Source organism: Mesorhizobium sp. WSM4983, from assembly GCF_029625765.1.
In the GTDB taxonomy this organism is placed as follows: Bacteria; Pseudomonadota; Alphaproteobacteria; order Rhizobiales; family Rhizobiaceae; genus Mesorhizobium.
Genome location: NZ_JARTVM010000001.1, coordinates 635056 through 654514, shown reverse-complemented (window position 1 = coordinate 654514; position 19459 = coordinate 635056). Strand labels below are relative to the sequence as shown.

General features: G+C 62.3%; 15 protein-coding genes. 8 read left to right on the top strand and 7 right to left on the bottom strand.

Annotated features, from left to right (window positions below):
- Nucleotide 1: 1 nt before the first annotated feature.
- From P9254_RS03340 to P9254_RS03325, 4 genes are all read right to left on the bottom strand, one after another.
- A complete protein-coding gene (locus P9254_RS03340; protein ID WP_095778449.1) occupies nt 2–487 on the bottom strand; it encodes an SRPBCC family protein in 486 nt (161 codons plus the stop codon).
- Between the two features lie 125 nt (nt 488–612).
- Complete coding sequence (locus P9254_RS03335) at nt 613–1107, bottom strand: GNAT family N-acetyltransferase (protein WP_278053747.1); 495 nt, start codon at nt 1105–1107, stop codon at nt 613–615.
- A 14-nt stretch (nt 1108–1121) separates the two neighbouring features.
- The gene (locus P9254_RS03330; RefSeq protein WP_442920292.1) at nt 1122–1883 is read right to left on the bottom strand and encodes a copper homeostasis protein CutC; all 762 of its coding nucleotides are present in this window, start codon (nt 1881–1883) and stop codon (nt 1122–1124) included.
- A gap of 183 nt (nt 1884–2066) precedes the next feature.
- Nucleotides 2067–2498 (bottom strand): cupin domain-containing protein, encoded by a 432-nt coding sequence (locus P9254_RS03325; protein WP_067329481.1) that lies wholly within the window; start codon nt 2496–2498, stop codon nt 2067–2069.
- Between the two features lie 545 nt (nt 2499–3043).
- Between P9254_RS03325 and P9254_RS03320 the strand changes: the two genes are divergently transcribed.
- On the top strand, nt 3044–3403 hold the full coding sequence (locus P9254_RS03320; protein WP_067329484.1) for a hypothetical protein: 360 nt from the start codon (nt 3044–3046) through the stop codon (nt 3401–3403).
- Between the two features lie 76 nt (nt 3404–3479).
- Here P9254_RS03320 and P9254_RS03315 read toward each other — a convergent pair whose 3' ends face one another.
- Nucleotides 3480–5690: a hypothetical protein gene (locus tag P9254_RS03315; protein WP_278103870.1), complete on the bottom strand. Its 2211-nt coding sequence runs from the start codon at nt 5688–5690 to the stop codon at nt 3480–3482.
- A gap of 275 nt (nt 5691–5965) precedes the next feature.
- Here P9254_RS03315 and P9254_RS03310 point away from each other — a divergent pair, with 275 nt between their 5' ends.
- On the top strand, nt 5966–6145 hold the full coding sequence (locus P9254_RS03310; RefSeq protein ID WP_127240287.1) for a hypothetical protein: 180 nt from the start codon (nt 5966–5968) through the stop codon (nt 6143–6145).
- Here P9254_RS03310 and P9254_RS03305 read toward each other — a convergent pair.
- Nucleotides 6139–6873 carry a methyltransferase family protein gene (locus P9254_RS03305; protein ID WP_245475174.1) on the bottom strand — a complete coding sequence of 245 codons (735 nt, stop codon included), beginning with the start codon at nt 6871–6873 and terminating at the stop codon, nt 6139–6141. The genes P9254_RS03310 and P9254_RS03305 overlap by 7 nt on opposite strands.
- On the opposite strand from P9254_RS03305, the gene P9254_RS03300 reads away from it, so the two are divergent.
- Nucleotides 6873–7199: a hypothetical protein gene (locus tag P9254_RS03300; protein ID WP_127245668.1), complete on the top strand. Its 327-nt coding sequence runs from the start codon at nt 6873–6875 to the stop codon at nt 7197–7199. The genes P9254_RS03305 and P9254_RS03300 overlap by 1 nt on opposite strands.
- A 774-nt stretch (nt 7200–7973) precedes the next feature.
- The gene (locus P9254_RS03295; RefSeq protein WP_067329496.1) at nt 7974–8438 is read left to right on the top strand and encodes a hypothetical protein; all 465 of its coding nucleotides are present in this window, start codon (nt 7974–7976) and stop codon (nt 8436–8438) included.
- A gap of 153 nt (nt 8439–8591) precedes the next feature.
- Here P9254_RS03295 and P9254_RS03290 read toward each other — a convergent pair whose 3' ends face one another.
- Nucleotides 8592–9893 (bottom strand): hypothetical protein, encoded by a 1302-nt coding sequence (locus tag P9254_RS03290; protein WP_278053757.1) that lies wholly within the window; start codon nt 9891–9893, stop codon nt 8592–8594.
- 356 nt (nt 9894–10249) lie between these two features.
- On the opposite strand from P9254_RS03290, the gene P9254_RS03285 reads away from it, so the two are divergent.
- From P9254_RS03285 to P9254_RS03270, 4 genes are all read left to right on the top strand, one after another.
- Entirely contained in the window at nt 10250–13429 is a 3180-nt protein-coding gene (locus tag P9254_RS03285; protein WP_278052971.1) for an efflux RND transporter permease subunit, read from the top strand.
- Entirely contained in the window at nt 13416–14294 is an 879-nt protein-coding gene (locus tag P9254_RS03280) for a hypothetical protein (protein ID WP_127245666.1), read from the top strand. The genes P9254_RS03285 and P9254_RS03280 overlap by 14 nt, the downstream gene beginning before the upstream one ends.
- A gap of 78 nt (nt 14295–14372) precedes the next feature.
- Nucleotides 14373–17519: an efflux RND transporter permease subunit gene (locus P9254_RS03275; protein WP_278053758.1), complete on the top strand. Its 3147-nt coding sequence runs from the start codon at nt 14373–14375 to the stop codon at nt 17517–17519.
- 994 nt (nt 17520–18513) lie between these two features.
- Nucleotides 18514–19404 carry an adenylate/guanylate cyclase domain-containing protein gene (locus tag P9254_RS03270; protein ID WP_127214974.1) on the top strand — a complete coding sequence of 297 codons (891 nt, stop codon included), beginning with the start codon at nt 18514–18516 and terminating at the stop codon, nt 19402–19404.
- The last annotated feature ends 55 nt before the right edge of the window (nt 19405–19459 follow it).

Below are 19459 nucleotides of genomic sequence, written 5' to 3'. Positions count from 1 at the left end.
GTCAGGCCTTGCCGGTTTTTTGTGCGGCGAGATAGCGCCGAAGCCCGGCTTCGCCGCGAGGTGTGGTCCAGCGGTGATTCCACGCGAAAGCCGGTCTGAGCAAGGGTGCCAGGAGTTTGAGGATCGGCCTCTCCACGATGACCTGCCAGGTGAGCTTCACATGCGTTCCGCTTCCGGCTGGCGACAGCTCAGCCCGCCACAGGCCGTCGAAATCGCCGAAGGTCTTCACCACCACCAGCCGGCCAGGCTCGAGCTCCGCGGCCTCGATGATGAAGTTCAGCTCGTAGGGCAGGGCGCCTCGCGCCCTGGCTCTTGCCCGTGACCCGACGACGGCCTTGCCTTTCTTGTCGAGCGGCTCGACTTCCTTGTAGGCGTCGCCCCACCAGAGCGGCAGCAACTCGGCGTCGGACAGAACGTCCCACACTTCCTGCGGCGTGGCATCGGGAATGTTCCAACTCTCGTCGAAGCGGAAGACGTTGCTTGGCATGATGTCACGCCCCCGGCACGCGAAGACGATACATTAGCTGCAGCTTCTGTTTGTGGCCAGTGCGGCGGCCGCATGAGACCTTGTTTGGCTCATGGTTGAAAGCCTCTGGCTTCCAGGGCCATGCGCTAGTCGATCGGCTTGGCGTAGTAGCGCACCGACTTCGTGCCGCCGTGGATCACGGCATCGCCGACCTCGGCAAAGCTGAGCGCGCCGTGAAAGGCATCCGATGTGGGGTTCGGGGGATCGGCATTGACCTCGCAGGTTACGATCGTGTGGCCTGCGCGCCTGACATGCGCGAACAGATCCTCGTAGAGACGGCGGGCATGGCCACGGCCGCGCGGTTCGGCCGCGACCACCACCCGGTCGACATAGACGAAGCGGGGGTAGCGCTCACGAAACCAGAGGAAGTTCGGGCTTTCGTAGCTGGCATCCTGATCGAAGCACATGATGAAGGCTTCGAGCGCCCCGATGCGGCGCGTGTAGAAAGCCTGCCCGATCAGGAATGACAGGCGCTCCGGCTCCAGCCAGGACAACTCGGCGGCATGCTCGTTGTTGAGAGCGAGAATGGCGGCCTCGTCGGCAGGCGAAACGCGTTCGATCGGCGAGCGATCTTTCGACATCGTCACTTCCCGCATCAGACCCTCGCGGCCGCGATCGTTGCCGCCGCCAAGTCCTGGTCGGTCACCGTGTTGCGGTACTCGCGATCGAGATCGGTGCCGCCCATGCCGACATGCGGGTTGCGGTAGCGCATGGCGCTCGGCACGTCGGCAAGCGCGGCGAAATGCATCTCGGTCAGTCCGGTTTGCCGGCGAACCTCGCCGATATTGTCGGGCGCCAGCCCGCCGCAGCCGAGGATGATGATGCGTGCGCCGGCCTGGCGAACCAAGCGCGCGAGCAGATCGACGCCCTCCAGCGCCGTGTCGCGGTGCCCGCTGGTCAGCACGCGGCCGACCTTGCAGCGGATCAGCGCTTCGAGCGCCTCGGCCGGGTCACGCGTCATGTCGAAGGCGCGGTGGCAGGTGACATTGAGGGGACCGGCGGCGCGCACCAGTTCGCTCATTCTCGCTTCATCGATTGCGCCGTCAGCGGTCAGGCAGCCGACGACGATGCCGGCCACGCCGAGATCGCGCAGCGCGCCGATATCGGCCAGCATCGATTGGTATTCCGCCTCGCTGTAGAGAAAATCGCCGCCGCGCGGGCGCACGATAACATGAAACGGGATGGTCGCACGTTCGAGGGCTACGCGCACCGTGCCGAGGCTCGGCGTAATGCCGCCTTCGACGAGGCTGGCGCAAAGCTCGACCCGGTCGGCGCCGGCGGCCTGCGCGGCAAGCAGCCCGTCAATGCCTTCGACGCAGAGTTCGATCAGGGGCCTTTGAGTGTCGGTCACCATCATCTATCCATGTTGAAGAGAAAGCGCAGCCCTAGCATTGGGGCGATCGAGGCGAAAGCCGCATCAATCGGTCCAGCAAGCGAAGCGGTCACTTTGCGCTTCCGGTTTTGTTCGGCGCGCAGTTATTGATTGCTCAAGCCTTGGAGCGCCCGCCCTACCGCGGAACAGCTGAGCCCCGTTGCCTCGCTACTGCTTCAGGATTGTGTTCTTGGCGCCTTGTTCGACCTGGTCGATCACCAGCAGCTTCACCGGATCGCTGCCGATATTGGTCGCCTGATGCCACTGGCCGATCATCTCGACGATGAAATCGCCGGTCTTGTAAGTGTTGCTGCTGCCGGTCTCGACATTGGTGACCTTGAGGGTGCCTGCCTCGACATAGGCATAGCGCGGGAAGGGATGTTTGTGCACCGGCAGCGTCGCGCCGGGCGCGATCTGATAGGCCGAGACCTGGACCTCGACATTCTTCTGGGGCAGCTTGATCGGCTGGCCGGATGCCGTCGTCGTCTTGGACGCCAATGGCGTCACGACAACAGGTGTGGCCGAACTGTCCAGAGCGTCGGCGGTGGTTGCATAAAAAGCGGCCGCCAGCAGCAGCGCCGATGCCGGAATGTTTCGCACGATTTCCTCCCGAAATGATCGGCAAAATCGCCTAAGCGCTGTCGACTCGCAAGGAGAAAGGATTTGGGCTTCCCGGGCTGTATGAACTATCAGCTGCCAGGTCCTTCAAATCTGCCCCGCACTTGGGTGCTGCCGCACCCAGTCCCTTGATAGACCGGAATCATCCCCTAGTTAGTTTACCTGGCGTAGTCGCGAGTTGCCTGGAGGGTACTGCGCCGTTCTGACGGCATGCGGCGGAAGGACGGCTGGCCGAAGCGCCTTTGGAGGGTGCCGTGCGTCAATATCTGGGATCCAGCTTGGTCCGTTTCGCGTTCGCGTGCTCTGTCGCGATAGCTTGCGCGGGAGCCGCGGCCGCCGGCGAGCGCGGCCAAGGTCGTAACGCTGGTGGCGATCACGGGAATAACGGAGGTCATGGCGCTGGCAGCAACAACGGTCAGCACAACGGAACTAGCGGCGATCCCGGTGGCTCCGGCGGCAGTCCGCCGTCTGACCCACCGTCCCCACCGTCTAACGATGACGGAAGCAGCCCCACCACAACCGGGTCAGTGACGTCAAGGGCGGGCGTAGCCGGCAACGGCGGAAGGTCGCTCGACCTTCCGCCCGCCCTGCTGCCCTTCGAAGACAGCGCCATTCCACTGGCAGTCCATCCAATCGAAGTGCTGCCGGGTGTCCCGGACAACATCGTTCGTGCCTGCCGTGAGGCAATCGAGCAGGCCGCAGCTCAGTTTGGCGCGACCAGTGTGCGCGTCAGCAGTGCAGGTTCCGTACGGCGGTTGAGCCGACAGAGGATATCGGCTCCCGTCCAGGTCAGCATCGACTACGGATATCAAGGCGGCGTCGAGACGCGCCAGGCGCCGGTCGGCTGCGAATTGAACGCGAAAGGCAGCGTGATCGGGCTGACATAGCGCACAGTGGGAGCCCTCGCCGTAGACGTCGAGTTCAGGCTGCCCAGCCCCGATTTTCCAGGGCAGTCGTTCCAGCTCAGTCCAACGTCGAATGGCTTGGCCGGAGGGAAAACGGAAGCGTGATGGCACGCACACGGATTTCGCGCGACGGTTTGCGAACCTTGCTGGACGTAGTCTTCTTTTGGCTGACAGCTTTCGTCTGGCCTGCGCCGGCCGATGCGCGGCCAGTGCGCGGCTTCAGCGGCGGCTCTATCTGATCGTCGCGGCGCTGAGCCCGAAGCTTATCATTATCGGCACGCGCGGCGGCCAGCTCGCGGGCGAAAGAAACCGTCGCTTCACGTTGCTTGTCCAGAGCCTCCTTCAGCCTCATGGCGGCCTGTCCCAAAAGTTGGCGGGCTGTGTCACGCTCGAGGCGGGCTTTGTTGAGGTTCTCTCCGACCGACACTGCTGAAGCGCGTTCTCGTTGCAGAGCCTGCGCCGTCTCGGCAGCACTCTGCTCCGCGCGCTCTTTCGCTGCGACCGCCTTGGTGCGCTCCTGTAACGCCGCGTCGCGCTCCAACCGGGCCTTGTCAAGGTCCTCCCGGGTCGCGACTGCCGAAGCGCGTTCGCGCTCCAGCGCCTGCGCCGTCTCGCTAGCAGTCTGCTCCGCACGTTCTCTCGCCGCGACAGCCCTGTCTCGCTCCTGCAACGCCGCGTCGCGCTCCAGCCGGGCTTTGTCGAGGTCCTCACGGGCCGCGACTGCCGAAGCGCGTTCGCGCTCCAGCGCCTGCGCTGTTTCAGTGGCAGCCTGCTCGGCATGCACTTTCGCCGAGACAGCCTTCGCTCGCTCCTGCTCAGCCGCGTCGCGCTCGAGGCGGGCTCTGGTGACGTCCTCTTGGGCCGATATTGCTGAAGCGCGTTCGCGTTCCAGAGCCTGCGCCGTCTCGGCGGCAGTCCGCTCGGCACGCTCTTTTGCTAAGACGGCCTTGGCTCGCTCCTGTTCGGCCGCGTCGCGCTCGAGCCGGGCTTTGTCGAGGTCCGCACGGTTCGCGACTGCTGAAGCCTGTTCCCGCGCCAATGCCTGCGCCGTCTCGGCAGCAGTCTGCTCAACCCTCGCTCGCGTCGCGGCGGCACCGGTCCGTTCCCGCTCAGCCGTGTCCGCGATCGCGGCCTCGGACTGCTCCATTTCAGCGATGTCGCCACGAAGGTCCTCCGACTTCCGGCGCTCCTCGTCAAGCATCCCGCTCGCTTGTGCCAGCGAAGCCTCGGCTTTGGCGCGATCCCCGGCGGCTTTGGCTTCCAGCTGTTCAATTTGCGCTCGCGCTTGCGCTAGGTCGCGCGCCATCTGTTCGGTTCGCTCCCGTTCGAGGCGAGCAGCGGGCATCTGTATAAAGACATGGTCGATGGTTTCGCTGATCCGCGCGCGGACATCTTGCGCAATCCACCGTAATGCCTCGAGCGTGCGGGCTGCCACAAGTTCGTTGCGCAAACGCTCCTCGCTGGCGTCGTCGGCGGCTGCCATGCTTGTCTTCAGCACCTCGATCTGCTTGCGCGTCTCAGCGAGCGCACTCTCCAGAGAGGCACTCCTGGCGCGCTCCTCCTCCATCGCTCGGTGCTCCTGGCCAGCCAATTCCGTTGCAGCTGCTGCCTGAGCACGAGCTGCCTCGACCTGTGCTTCGGCAGCGGTGAGATCCGGTTTGGGCAATTCGCCGTTCGTGGGTGCGTCGGTTGATGCCGTGCTGGCAGGAATCTCCAAGCGGTGTGAAAGATCGGGAAGGGAGTAGCTATCGGCCCGCGAAACAGCGGGGGCGCTTTCGACCGGCTTTTGTCTCGTCAACGCATAGCCAAGCGGCACGGCCAGACAAATTGCGGCGACGCTCAAGCGTAACAAGGGGCTCGTCGGCCTGCGAACACGGGGAGGTAAGGCCATGGCGAAGCTTGTCGCCAGAGCGAAAGCATCGGGCAGGTCCTCGCGCGAGTTCTCGCCCGCTTCGGGCGTCGTGTTGAGATAATCCTTTCGCACCCCGGACTTACCGGAGTTTAGACCCTGAACATCCGGGGCCGGGGCCACGGCGGCCCGGGAAGAAGCCGCCTTGGCTGCAAGATTGCGTGGGCGATCCCAGGCCCAAGAAGCCTCATCGAGGGGAATAGGCGTGCTTTCGCTCAGGTAGCCATACTGGTGACGCCGTCTCGCTGCGATGAGGATACGCCGGACCACAAGGAAGAAGCCTACCAATACAAATATTGTCATCCCGCCCAGGAGAGCGAGACCTGTGTCGTCTGCGTAAAACCCGGCAAGATCTGACATCGCCGTACCTGCGCGGTTTCCGATGTAACTTTAAGCTCGTGAAGTGGTGTGTGGCTCCTCGCCCTGGCTAACTTTGCTGCCTGCCTTCGAAGCTGTCACCGCTTCGGCCCCAGTACTGGGGGAATGTTGTCGATGCATGGCTGGGCGCCGGTCGAAAGCCAGCTCGCGCCTCTCCATCTTCAACGTCCCGGGGAGTTCTCCCACGGTGCACGCCATGCCACCATTTCGGAGTCTGGACGCTCCATCGTAAAGTTTAAGCTAGGTCACAGACCTCGGTGGTCAACCATCTGGGCGACAGTTCGGCCATGCAAAATGGCCATCGCGGTGCCCGGCACGAGCGCCAAGACTCCCGCGGCTACCTCATCAAGCTCGACGAACTGCTGACGATGCCGAAATCGGCAGGCCATTTGGTCCTGCTGCCGAGAGAGGATCTGGCACTTGGCGGATCTCAGTAGATCGTCATGAGGATCGGGAGGTAACTGCCTGCTCGCAATTGTTCGATTGCTTCGATGGCGGGATAGGCTGCGGGGAAGTACAGTCCATCCTGGAAGTTGCGCTTGAGCGCTTTCGGGGAGAAGACAACTTCGGCAGAGTCCGTATATTGGGACAGTTTCGGCCAGAACAGCGGCGTACAGCGCGCATAGGAATCGTATTGCGAGCCGAAGATCGTCTTCAGGTGTTCGGCCTCCTTGGCTGCCGTGATGACCAAGATCCAATAGCTGAAAAATCCCAGCGCCAGAGCGACGGCGATCGATCCATGGATCAATCCGATTCCAGCTGCTCCAAGCGTAGAAAAGAGATAGAGCGGGTTTCTGGTCAACGAGTAGGGGCCGGAGGTAATCAACTCCAGATTCTTCTTTGAACCGATATAGAGAATGCTCCACATCCTGCCCACGAAGCAGGTGAGGACCAGGCCGAGACCCGCCATCTGGATCAGTTCATGTACGCCCCCACCCAATCCGGGGTGCGAAAACAGGATAACGGTTGCAGCAACCAGCCCCGCTGCCCGAGCGGCGTTTATCCGCATCCTTTGATTGACTGACTGAACTCTCATCGAGGCCCCCGGGAATGAAGGGGCCGCGTTTCTGGGCTCCGCATTTTGACGGCACCCCCCGATATGCGGCTCGCTTGCGCTTGCCAGGCTTTGCTGGCCGTGCGGTTGAACAGGAGGGGTATCGATCATTGGATCGTCTCCTCGGTAAGCTGAAGGAAGACGTCCTGGAGCCGCCCGCTCTCGGGTTCGAAGGCGAGGATCGGCATCTCGGCGCGGATCAGGACGTTCGGGATTTCGTTGTTGAGCTGGCGGCTTGGAGGTGTTTTCGTCGGATCAAGAAGCTCGACGCGCAGCCAGCCCGCGTCTCCATTGACAAAATGTCCCGTGATAGGCTGCAGAATGGTCGTCAGGATGCGGATGGAGGTCGCTTCTGTGTCGATCGTTCCCCCTGCGCGCCGGCCGGGTTCTTGGCTTGCTCGACCCAAACGGCGCTGCAGGCAAAACGCCTTTCGTGACCCATAGGACTTGTTAGGGTCTTCGGGCGCGAAGACGTGAGCAGATGAGCCGGGCGCTACGGCGACACTTCCGCGAGACATTCAGTGCAGGCTCCCTCGTGCCTGCCAGCACGCTTTCAGGTTGACGCGCCTATTTATCGCTGCAGTCGTTAGGCTCTACGATTCGGCAGTTGAGCTGACTCGCTTGCGAAGGGATTACCCCTTTTTGCGAAGGGGCCTCGTCCGTGATGTCCGACATCAACGCCAGAGTGGGCTTAACCGACAGCGGGATTTCGGCTCATTGTAGCGCTTGAAGGAAGTCGTCGCCGAGCAGGCGCTGGAGCTGCGGCTGCAAAAAGGCATGATCGCGACGGGAGCGACGACGGTCCCCGGAACGGCGCCACCTCCCGCTGGGGGCGTCCGGAACTTCGCATGAGCCGCTACGGCTTTCGGTTAGGCCGGCAAAGCCGTTTTGGGCTATCGGTCCGCCGGCGCGCTTTGTCCTATCTTGGGTTTCCAACGTCGGGCAACGGTCGCACTGGCTCCCTTAGCCAGCCTACGCTCCGCTGGCGCGGCGGGTCGGTTGCGCAACACTTGTCAACTTGATGGGTCGCAGTGCTGCAGGCGAAGCTCGCGCAAATACGTACAAACCGCACACCGCCAGCAGAGCCATAAGCGAGGAGTACGCGAACTCGGCGCCGCGGCAGAGGCGGCAAAGCGGCACTGCGTGCTTGTCTGGTCGAGGCCAGTGTTGGTGCTCCGAAAGCCGATGAGATCATATGAAGGAGGTCCCTCATGAAACCTGTTCGTTACTGCCTGGCGCCCGGCGCGTTCGTCCTCGTGCTTGCCGGGGCGACCGGCGCGTCGGCCGCGGAACAGCCGATCGCCTGCAAGAAGGTGCCGTTGGTGGTGCGGGACAGGTTCCACAAGGATTTTCCCGTCGCTAAGGTCAAGGCATGCGCCCGCGAGGTCGAGAACGGAGAACTGGTTTTCGAGATAGCAAGCGTCGAGGGCGCAATGACGCGCGATGTGCTCTACCATCAAGACGGTAAGATCATCGTCGTCGAGGAATCAATTCCGATGGAAGCGGTGCCTCAATCGGTGCGTGCGGCCGTTGATACGAAATTCGCAGGTGGAAAGATCAAGCTTGCGGAGAAGCTGATGCGCGACGGCAAGGTGAGTTACGAGTTCCAGATAAGCTTCAAGGGCAAGAACGTGCAGCCCGTCTTCGATCCGGATGGAAAGGAAGTGAAGGGCTGATGGACGCAACTTTTGTGCTGAAGGGCCGCTGAAATAGCTTCAATCAGCCTGAGGGAAGGAACAAGTTCGGCGCATGCAGACGGGCTTGCGGACCTCATTCGAGTTCAGCAGAAGGCAGCTGTCAACAAGCGTCGGACATCCGGACGATCGAGCCTACTTGCCTAACTTCACGTGTCCACCGAATTGGAGCGTCGCGCGCACACTGAAGGTGTGCGTTCTCTCGTCCTCAGCATTCTCCGCGAATGTGTAGCCGGCGCCGAGGTTCCATTTCGCCGCGCCGGACGGCGCGTCTTCTTCCCCGGACGCATAAATCACTTCGAAATCCGCCAATTGCTCGCGGGTGTCCGGACCGTCGGCGACAAAGTTCCGCTGCTGCGTGTAGGTGGCTATGTAGGTCATAGGTTGCACTTCCAGCGCGACAGAGCCGGTGAGAAGCAGAGCGTCGTCCGGACCGCCGTCGAAATGCTTGAGGTAGGCCGATTCGCCGAGAAGCCTCAGTGTGTTCCCGTTAAGGTCGAAGCTTCCAGTGGCGGCAGCAAGGTAGGCCAATTCATTGCCGGTCCCCGGCAGCGGTTCCTCTTCTTCTTCCTCCTCCTCCCCTGTGTCGGCGGATAGCCCGGGCTTCTGGTATCGGATGCCAAGGCGATAGCCGAATTCACCGTCCTTGTAACAATCGCCCTTTTCCGCCCCTTTGCAGCCATCAAGGGTAACCGAGAATGAGGATAAACCGGTGGTGTTGCCGGCACCGCCATCCGCCAGCGTGGTCCGTCCACGGTTGGTAAAGAGCGACTCGCTGAGGAACGTCCGGTCGGTCGTGAATACCGTCGCGGCCAAGGCATTGTTCAGCCCAAAGCCCTCGAAGCCAACAACAGCTTCGCCACCCAGACGTTCGTCAGCGTCAAAAACAGACGCCAGATCCGGGGCGTGTATCCCCGGCAGGGCTTCGCTGGCCAGGCTGAACACCGTGTCGAACTTTCCGACCCTCACGGTCAGGGGATCGACCTTCGCGAGGGCGTAGAGCTCACCGACATAGGTGCCGATCCCTTGAAAGGCCGCATTCTCCCCGGGTTCCGGGTCGACCACGGGCTCGGTAATGATGGCACTCACGAACCGAAGATAATCCGTCGGCGCGTAAAAAAGATCGAGCTCGAACTTCGGAAACAGCACATTGGATCTCAGGAAAGACGGATGTGCCCCAAATATCCAGTCGTTCTGCAGCTCCGCGGTAGCCTCGTACCCCGCGCAGGGCGCAGCGCATTCTTCGGCCAGAGCCGGTATCGTCTCTTCGGCCAGAGCCCGCTCGTGCTCCTCCGCCAGTGCCGAAGCCGAAGAGTACAGCAGCCCTATGCCACTAAGCGCTAAGATAAAAAGGCGAATGACCGGCGAGCCCCCATGAGATGCACCACGCGTCGATGATAGCCGATGATTCCACTGCGGCAACTGCGATTTCGTCATTTTGTCCCTTACAAACGCGACTTGTCCCATACAAACGCAAACGTGTCGCATCTCTACAACACTTCTTCGCCATTCCGCGCCCGGTACGCTCGCCGAGGACCGCCGGCGCAGCAAATTGGCGGTCCCGCTTCGCCTTCCTCGTTCGCATGGCACTCCCGGACCGAAGCAAACTGCGCCACGGCACGCCCAGCCTTTTGCTGGAGGCGCACTCCCATGCAACCGACGCGAGCACTCACGCGTGAGTCGCGATCATAATAAATTTGTATGAACTATTTCTCTACTCCGAAAGTTAGAGGCCGCCGGATATACGGTAAAAGCGCCTTGCAATATTGATTAATTATGCGGCGCCCTCCCGCATGATACGCTTCGGGACTGTCTCTGATCTGTCGCAGGCGCGCTTTCGTGCGCCCGCGGAATCGTGGGGGATTGCCGTGCTGCAAACGCTCGTCAAGCTGAGTCTCGAATTTCGGCATCTGGTCATAGCCGCCGCGATACTTCTGGTAGCGGCGGGTGCCGTTCTTCTTCCCAAAGCCAAAACCGATGCTCTTCCCGAGTTCGGGGCGCCGGTCGTGGAGGTGCAGACCGAGGCGCTCGGCTTGTCGACAGGCGAAGTAGAAAGCCTGGTGACCATCAATCTCGAAGAGATTCTGACCGCGACGCCCTTCCTCAAATCAATTCATTCCAAGTCGGTGCCGGGGATGGCTTCGGTGTTGCTCACCTTCGAGCCCGGCATGGATCCAATGAAAGCCCGACAAATGGTGCAGGAGCGTCTTACGATGGCTTGGGCCCTGCCCAATGTCTCGAAGCCGCCCACCATGCTGCAGCCGAAGTCGGCGGCAGGCCGCGCCATGATCGTCGGACTATCGTCCAAGACCGTGTCGCTGATCGACATGTCGGTGCTGGCCCGGTGGACGATGACGCCGAAGCTGCTCAGCGTGCCGGGCGTCGCCAACGTCGCGATCTGGGGCCAGCGCGCTCGCCAGCTTCAGGTGCAAATCGAACCTCAGCGCCTCGAATCGGCAGGCGTCTCGCTCGATGAAGCCGTAGAGAGCGCCGGGGATTCGCTCTGGGTCTCGCCGCTCAGTTATCTGGAAGCGTCAGTACTCGGAAGCGGAGGCTGGATCGACACGCCGAACCAGAGGCTCGGCATCCAGCATGTGCAACCGATCAGCAAGGCCAGCGACCTGACGAAGGTTGCTGTCCCGTCTTCCGCGCTCAGGCTAGGAGACGTGGCCGAGGTCGTCGAAGGCCATCCGCCGCTGATCGGCGATGCGATGATCAACGGACAGCCTGGCCTCATCCTCGTCGTCGAGAAGCTTCCCAACGTCGACACCAAAGCGGTCGTAGCGGGGGTCGAAGCTGCGCTCGCGGAGTTGAGCCAAGGCATGCCGGGCATCGACATCGACGCCTCCCTCTACCGCGCCTCCGACTATGTCGACAGCGCCTTGGCCAATCTGGTCCGGATGGTGATCGCCGCCATGGTGGTCGTGTCCGTAGCCCTCTTCCTGTCCTTGACGCCGGTCGGCACGGCGAGCGTCGCCGTCGTCGCGATCGTCCTGTCGTATGTCGCGGCACTTGTCGCTCTCTATTTCAGCAGCCCGATCTTCAACCTGATCCACCTGGCCGGCCTCGCGGCCGCGCTTTCCCTCGTGGTCGACACTGCGGTAGTGGCTGCCGAGGCCCTCGGGCGACGCCTTCGCGCCGGTGGCGGCCGTCCGCTCGCCGCGCCTCTATTCGATGCGATCGGCGAAATCGGCAAGCCAATGATCTATGCAGCGGTGATCGGTCTGCTGGCGGTCGCTCCGATACTCGGACTCGACGGCGAAACCGCGGCATTCTTCCGGCCGCTGGCTCAGGCCTATGGCGTCACGGTGGCCGCTGCCATGGTCGTCGTGCTCTTGGCGGCGCCCGCCCTCGCGATGGTTTTTTTTCGTTCGGGCAGCGCAGCAGGAAACAGGTCCGAACCTGTGGTGGCGCGGCTGTTCGGTGCGGCCTATGGGCGGCTGCTGGGGAGGTTCTCGGCGACGACCGGTCCTGCCTATGCGATCGTGGGTCTCGGAGCGTTGGCGCTACTCGCGGCGACGCCCGCCCTGAAGTGGTCGCCGTCGCCGTCCTTTGACGAAGGCACCGTCCGCGTTTCGTTCAAGGCCGCGCCGGGTGCATCCTTGCCCGCCATGATCCGCACGATGGCGCGACTGGAATCCGAAGTCCGCGCAATCGATGGAGTCAGCTCTGTCGCTGGCCATCTCGGCAGGGCCATCACGGGCGACCAGGTCACCGGCATCGAATCCGGGCAGCTCTGGATTGGACTCGACGAGCGGGGGAACCGAGCCGCCGCACTGTCGCAAATTCGCGACACGATGGAAGGCTTCGCGGACCTCGAGGTGAAGGTTGAAGGCTATCTGGCCAGTACGGCCGGGCGGATCTTCGCCGACGCCGGCGAACCAGTGGTGGTCCGCATCGAAGGGGCCGAGACGGCCGTGCTTGAAGAGCAGGCAAAGCTCGTCGCGGCGAGAATCGCCGCCGTTGACGGCATCAACTCCGTACGCATCGACAAGAACGCTTTCTCGCCCGAAATCGAGGTCAAGGTCGACGTTGCGGAGGCTGCCGCACGTGGACTGAAACCGGGAGACATCCGGCGCGCGGCAGCGACGGTCTTCGCCGGGCTCGAGGTTGGCAATCTGTTCGAGCAGCAAAAGGTCTTCGAAGTGGTCGTTTGGGGGGCTCCCAACGCACGAAGCAGCATCGCCGACGTCGAGAATCTTCTGATCGAAACGCCTGATCGCCCGCATACACGCCTTGGCGATATCGCCGAGGTGCGGATGGTGCCGCAGTTGAGCACCATCGAGCGTGACGGCGTCACGCGCAGCATGGACGTTCACGCCAGCGTCGCAGGCCGCAGCGTCACGGCAGTGGCGGAAGATGTGGCGGCAGAGCTCAAGAAGGTGCAGCTCCCCTTCGAATACCATGCCTACGTTCGGGGCGAGTATGCCGAGAGCCGTGCAGCCATGCTGCAGGTGACGCTCTTCGCAGCGTCGGCGGCAATCCTGATCTTTTTCCTGCTGCAGGCGGCGCTGCAAAGCTGGCGACTGGCGATCGGCATGTTCCTTTCGCTGGTGGCAGTGTCGGGTGGCGTCGCGGCGATCCTCGTGGCGGTAACGGGCACCGTTTCGGTTGGGGCGCTTGCCGGACTTCTCGCCGTCCTCGGGCTTGCACTCCGCAACGGTCTGGTTCTGGCCAGCCGCGTCGATCAGACCGGGGAGGGTGACGAATCCTGGCCGGACCGTGTCGCGGCGGCCGCGCGCGAGCGCTTCGCGCCCATGCTGACGAGCACGCTGGTCACCTGCCTCGCCTTCGTTCCCGCAGTGGTCATGGGCAGCGCCGCCGGTCTGGAGATTTTGCATCCAATGGGATGGGTCGTGATCGCAGGCGCAGTCATTTCAGTCCTGATCAATCTGTTCGTCCTACCGGCCATGATGCTCCATTCCGGCCCGGTTTCACGACGCCTTGGAGGAGTTGCACATGCTTCGCAATAGGCTTTTTCTTAAGTCATCCCTCGTCGCCGGTGTGGCTTTCGTCGTGGTTGCCACGGGACCCCTCGCGGCCGCGGAGTCGCCCGCAGGCGCGCCTGCCAAGCTGGTAGAGGTCGCAGGTTCCCCATTTCCACGCGTGGTTCTGACCGAACAGGCTGCCAAACGACTGAGCATCCAGACCGAAGCGCTGCGGGAGGAGACGGCCAAGCGGTGGATGATGATGAACGCCCAGGTCGAGATTGCGAGCGGTGAACCGTCGGTGAATGCAATTACGGAGACGGCTTCCATCGCGCCGGCCGGTGAAAGCGGCCAAGCACGGCAATCCCTGATCAAGGTGCCTGTGGACGCGGCGAGCCAGATGTTGATCGCGGTTGTCGACGACGAGGATGACGAGGACGAGACCGGCGACCACGACGAGTTTGCCGAGATTTTCGGCGTCGCCAACCCGGCGGACGAGGATAAGGACGGTCTAGTGGTCGTGCTGCTGACCGGCCAAGGCCGCTCCGGTAAATATTACACGGCGCGGCCGGTGGCGGTGAAGGACCGGGACGACGGGCGGTTCTTTGAATTCCTCGAGGCAAGCAGCGGCGTCAAGCCAGGCGATCATGCGTTCGTGGCGATGAAGGCGCCGGAGAGCGGCAGCATGGCGAAGATCGTGCCCTACTCGTCGGTTGTCTATGACGAGCACGGGGACAGCTGGCTCTACTCCAATCCGGAGCCGCTCGTCTTCGTCCGCCAAAAAGTGGCTGTCGAGCGCGTCCTTGGCGACATAGCAGTGCTGTCGGACGGACCAGCGCGCGGTACGCCGGTCGTGTCGGTCGGCGCGGTCGAGCTGATGGGGGTTGAATTGAAGTTTGGCGGCCACTGAGCGGGCGTGAAAGACATTCCGTCGCTTGCGAACGCCTGAGTTAGCCGGCCTCCAATCATCCGAACAAAGGACAGGGCCATGTTCCGCTGGATCATCGGCACGAATCTGAAATACCGGTATCTGGTACTGGCCGCGGCAGCGCTGATGGTGCTGCTGGGTCTGGACGTGTTCCGCAAGATGCCCGTGGACGTCTTCCCCGAATTCTCCCCGCCGCTGGTGGAGATTCAGACCGAGGGTATCGGCATGTCGACCGCCGAGGTCGAGGAGCTGATCACCATTCCCCTCGAGGATGCACTGCGCGGCACACCGGAACTCGACGTCATCCGCTCGAAGAGCGTGATGTCGCTGTCCTCCATTGTCATGATCTTCAAGCGGGGAACCGACATCATGCACGCCCGGCAGCTCGTCCAGGAGCGCGTGCAGCTTGCGTCGGCAAGACTGCCGTTCGGCTCGAGCCCGCCCGTCATGCTGCAGCCCTTGTCGTCGACCAGCAGGACCATGAAGATCGGCCTTTCGTCGAAGGAGCTCACTCAGCTCGACCTGTCGATGACCGCCTATTGGAAGATCCGCTTCCGCCTGCTGCGCGTGCCCGGCGTCGCCAACGTGGCGATGTGGGGCGAAAAGCTCAAACAGCTGCAGATCCAGGTCGATCCCGCACGCATGTTGAAACACGGCGTGACGCTGAACGAGGTCATGGAGGCTTCGGCCGATGCGCTGGACTTCGGCCTGCTGCCGATGTCGAGCTCAGCCAAGAGCCAGACCGTAGGCTTCATCGACACCGACAACCAGCGGTTGTATGTCGGCGCCGACATAGCGTCCAGCGTGAAGCTGGAGGACGTCAAGAGAATTCCGGTCGAGTCAAAAGCCGGCGAGCGACTGGTACTGGCGGACTTTGCCGACGTCACCTGGGGGGAACCGCTGCCGATCGGCGACGCTGTGATCAATGACGGTCCCGGCATGATGCTGATCGTCGAGAAGTTCCCGTGGGCGAATACGCTGGAGGTCACGCGCGGCGTCGAGGCCGCCTTCGCCGAAATGAGGGACGGCCTCAAGGGCATCGACGTCGACCTGCAGATCTTCCGCCCGGCGACGTTCATCGAGCTCTCGATCCATAATCTGACAATGGCCTTGCTGGTGGGATCGGTCCTGGTGGTCTGCGTTCTCGGCGCCTTCCTTTTCGAGTGGCGGGTGGCGCTCATCAGCCTGCTGGCGATTCCGCTCTCCCTGGTCGCGGCGGGACTTGTTCTCTACTGGCTCGGAACGACCATCAACACGATGGTGCTGGCCGGCTTCGTCGTGGCGGTGGGATCGGTGGTGGACGACGCTATCATCGACGTTGAAAACATCACGCGGCGATTGCGCGAGAATCGCCGCAGCGGCGCTGGCAAATCGGTGGCATCAGTCATCCTGGAAGCATCGCTCGAGATCCGCAGCCCGATCGTCGCCGCGACCCTCATCATCGTCATCTCGGTCGTCCCTGTGTTCTTCATGGGTGGTCTGTCGGGCACTTTCTTCGTACCGCTGGCGACGTCCTATTCCATCGCGCTCCTCGCTTCGATGGCCGTGGCGCTGACGGTGACGCCGGCACTCTGCCTTATCCTGCTTCAAGGATCGCCGATCGAGCGCGTCTCGCCGCTTGTCGGGCGGTTGCAGCGAGGCTATGCCGCCATGCTGTCGCGGATCATCGCGGCTCCTCGCACGATCTTTGGGATCACCGCGTTCGTCGTGGTCGCGGGATTGGGCGTTTGGCCGCTGCTCGGAACCTCGCTCCTGCCCTCCTTCAAGGAACGTGACTTCCTCATGCACTGGCTGACGCCGCCCGGGACATCGCATGCAGAGATGTACCGGATGACGGTGGCTGCCAGCAAAGAACTGAGATCCATTCCCGGGGTGCGCAACTTCGGCGCTCACATCGGCCGGGCGCTGGTGGCCGACGAGGTGGTGGGCATCGACTTCACGGAGAACTGGATCAGCGTCGATCCGAAGGTCGATTATGACGAGACCCTGAAAGCGGTTCAGGACACGGTCGGCGGCTATCCCGGTATCTATCGCGACGTCCAGACCTACCTTCGCGAGCGCGTGAAGGAAGTGCTCACCGGGTCGGGCGAGTCGATAGTGGTTCGGATTTTCGGGCCTGACGCGGCGATGTTGCGCGAGCAGGCGGTGAGGGTCCGCGACGCCCTGACCGGCATCGAGGGCCTGATTGACCTACACGAGGAGCCGCAGAAGACGGTACCGCAAATTCAGGTCACCGTGGATATCGCCAAGGCGGCTTCCAGGGGTCTCAAGCCCGGCGATGTTCGTCGCGCTGCTGCCGTGATCTTCGCCGGTCACGAGGTGAGCGACGTTCATCGCATCGGAAAGGTGTATGACGTCATGGTATGGTCGACGCCCAAATCGCGGCGCGGCCTTGACGACGTACAGAACGTTCTCCTGGATACCCCCGACGGCGGTCAGGTCCGCCTCGGCGACGTTGCCGAAGTCAAGATTGCCCCGGTGGCCAGCACCATAAAACGTGAGAACGCCTCGCGCCGCCATGACGTGCATGCCAACGTGCGCGACCGCGACCTGGGCTCGGTCGTCCATGAGGTTGAGGAGCGCCTGGCCAAGTTCGAGTTTCCGCTCGGCTATCATGCCCAGCTGCTGGGCGAGGCGGCGGAACGCAGGGCTGCGCAAAGCAGGCTCGTCTATGCCTCTGTCGTCGCCGCGGTCGTAATCTTCATGCTGCTGCAGGCCTCCTTGAGAAGCTGGAGGCTCGCTGCCCTGGTTTTCCTGTCACTGCCGGCCGCTATGGTCGGCGGGGTCATCGCCGCGTATCTGGGCGACGGCATCATCTCGCTAGGCGGCCTCGTGGGGTTCCTGACGGTGTTGGGCATCGCGGCCCGCAACGGGGTGCTTCTGATCCACCATTTCCTGCATCTGGAGCGCGAGGAGGGCGAGCCCTTCGGACCGGAACTTGTCCTGCGCGGCGCGCGTGAACGCCTTTCGCCCATTCTCATGACGACGCTGGCGACCGGTCTTGCGCTCGTCCCCCTGGTTGTCACCGGCAACATTCCCGGGCAGGAAATCGAACATCCGATGGCCATCATCATTCTGGGCGGGCTGATCACGTCAACGCTTCTGAACCTCTTCGTCGTGCCTGCCATCTATCTCAGACTCGGTTCGCTGCAGGCGCGATCGCCGGCGCGGGCCACAGGTCTCGGCCTGGAACCATCTCTCCTTTGATGCAAAGCCCGAGATCTAGACCAGAACGTTCGTGACTCTACCGCATCCAATCCACCGGCTATACCGTTGGCGATCTCGATCGCGCAGCGAAACAGCATGACAACTTACAAAACTCGGAGGACTTGGAGCAGCAAGGAACGGATCCGTGATTTCGTCTTCCCAAAGCGGGCAGGCCAACAGGGCTGGGCCTAGCCGGCGGGCCTAGGAAACGAAATACGGCACCGGCTATACGCTCCTGCCGCTATGATGGGGCACGCATCCATAAGTGAAGCAACGTCGCTAATTCCCGCGCGGTCTGGGTTTTGGTCCTGGAAGGCTTTCGCACGGATTTGCGGCCAATCTGGCGATTCGCGGATCTCTTAGCCAGACAGTCTTCTTTCTTCTTTCCAGAATCTCGTTGCGGCCCACATCGACGGCCGATTGGCCTTTCGCGGCAAGGGCATAGTCGGCTCGGTTCGTTCGATAGTCTTCCTTTTGGATGGACATCTTTTTCCTCCCGGTCCGCGGTCTTCCCTCCACTAGCCTGGACGGGAGAACACTAGCTGCCGATGCATGGCAGGAGTCTACAAATTGAGGATTGTATTAAAATGATACACTCCACCCGTTCGTCTCACGCGCGCGCCACCCAGCATTGCCCTGAACCGGCCTGTATGCCGCGCGCCTATTATCCTCGTCCTCGCTTTCGGGATGCTGTTCCGGACCGCATCATCTGCCTGCTCCTCAACGCACGCTTGGCAGCCTTCGTCGAACGATTGGCTATCACCATCGCAATCTCGCTCATCGGCGATAGCGCCCCTTGCCGCTCAATCATAGCCGGCCTCGTGGCCCGAGCAGTCATCCGTGCAATCATAGCCGTGGAAAGTCTCTTGTGCAGTTGCCGAGGCGGCAACAAGGCCTGTCCGTGCAAGATGCTCACGCCACAGTACCGGCTCCCAGGCGGGCAAGCAGGGCGAGTTATGCTATATACGTCGCGTTCTTGGTCGGATACGAGCCGATGGATCAGGAAAGACTTCTGGCCGCAGTCCTCCTAGCTGATGTCGTGGGCAGCACGCCGCTCTATGAGCGCATCGGCGACGATGCAGCTCTGCAGCAGATCTCGGATTGCCTCGACGCGATACGCGAGATCGTCGCCCGGCACGGCGGTGACTTCATTTACTCGAAGGGCGATGACGTGCTCAGCCTGTTCGACAGTTCGGAGGCGGCGCTGAGGGCCGTCTTCCAAATCAGCAGCGAACTGACGAAAGGGCCGTTGCACGCCCGGATCGGATTGCATTTCGGGGCGGTCATTCGCGCGCGGGGCGCGGTATTCGGAGACGTTATCAATGTCACCGCAAGGTTATCCACCACGGCCAACCCCGGGGAGGTGCTGATCAGCCAGAGCTTCTTCGAAGCCCTTTGCGCGGATAGCCGCAGTGCCCTGCGGCTCCTCGACAAAATGGCTTTCAAGGGAAAGCAAGAACTCTTCGATGTCTATACCCTGGGGAGCGAGGATCGGGCCCTCAGTACGCAAATCGTCAGCCGGGGCACGGTTATCGAGAGACGCTCCGCCCCGCCGCGGCAGATCAATCTGGTCATCCGCTATGGAGATCAGTTGCGATCCTGCCGAAACAACGAGTTGGTGACGATCGGCCGATCCCCGGAATGCAACATCGTCATCCAGCGGCCCTGGGTCTCAAGGCACCACGCGACCTTCACCATTTCGAATGGCAAGGCCGTGCTTATCGAGCGAAGCTCGTCGGGCACCTTTGTGTCGATGGGACCCGACCATGAGGTATTCGTGCGCCGCGAAGATATTCTTCTCTTCGGCTCCGGCGTCATCTCGCCTGGACGGAGATCGTCCCTCGGCGACGCCCAAATCCTTCACTACGAAATTATCTCAGACTGACCCGGCCGGGCTTGACCGTTGCCGCATGCTGCCGGATCCAGCGCCGCGCGCTTGT

What these genes read in the sequence shown, in the direction of transcription:
- P9254_RS03340 (WP_095778449.1), bottom strand. Translation starts at nt 487, where the DNA reads ATGCCAAGCAACGTCTTCCGCTTCGACGAGAGTTGGAACATTCCCGAT.
- P9254_RS03335 (WP_278053747.1), bottom strand. Translation starts at nt 1,107, where the DNA reads ATGTCGAAAGATCGCTCGCCGATCGAACGCGTTTCGCCTGCCGACGAG.
- P9254_RS03330 (WP_442920292.1), bottom strand. Translation starts at nt 1,883, where the DNA reads ATGATGGTGACCGACACTCAAAGGCCCCTGATCGAACTCTGCGTCGAA.
- P9254_RS03315 (WP_278103870.1), bottom strand. Translation starts at nt 5,690, where the DNA reads ATGTCAGATCTTGCCGGGTTTTACGCAGACGACACAGGTCTCGCTCTC.
- P9254_RS03305 (WP_245475174.1), bottom strand. Translation starts at nt 6,873, where the DNA reads ATGATCGATACCCCTCCTGTTCAACCGCACGGCCAGCAAAGCCTGGCA.
- P9254_RS03295 (WP_067329496.1), top strand. Translation starts at nt 7,974, where the DNA reads ATGAAACCTGTTCGTTACTGCCTGGCGCCCGGCGCGTTCGTCCTCGTG.
- P9254_RS03290 (WP_278053757.1), bottom strand. Translation starts at nt 9,893, where the DNA reads ATGACGAAATCGCAGTTGCCGCAGTGGAATCATCGGCTATCATCGACG.
- P9254_RS03285 (WP_278052971.1), top strand. Translation starts at nt 10,250, where the DNA reads ATGATACGCTTCGGGACTGTCTCTGATCTGTCGCAGGCGCGCTTTCGT.
- P9254_RS03280 (WP_127245666.1), top strand. Translation starts at nt 13,416, where the DNA reads ATGCTTCGCAATAGGCTTTTTCTTAAGTCATCCCTCGTCGCCGGTGTG.
- P9254_RS03275 (WP_278053758.1), top strand. Translation starts at nt 14,373, where the DNA reads ATGTTCCGCTGGATCATCGGCACGAATCTGAAATACCGGTATCTGGTA.
- P9254_RS03270 (WP_127214974.1), top strand. Translation starts at nt 18,514, where the DNA reads ATGGATCAGGAAAGACTTCTGGCCGCAGTCCTCCTAGCTGATGTCGTG.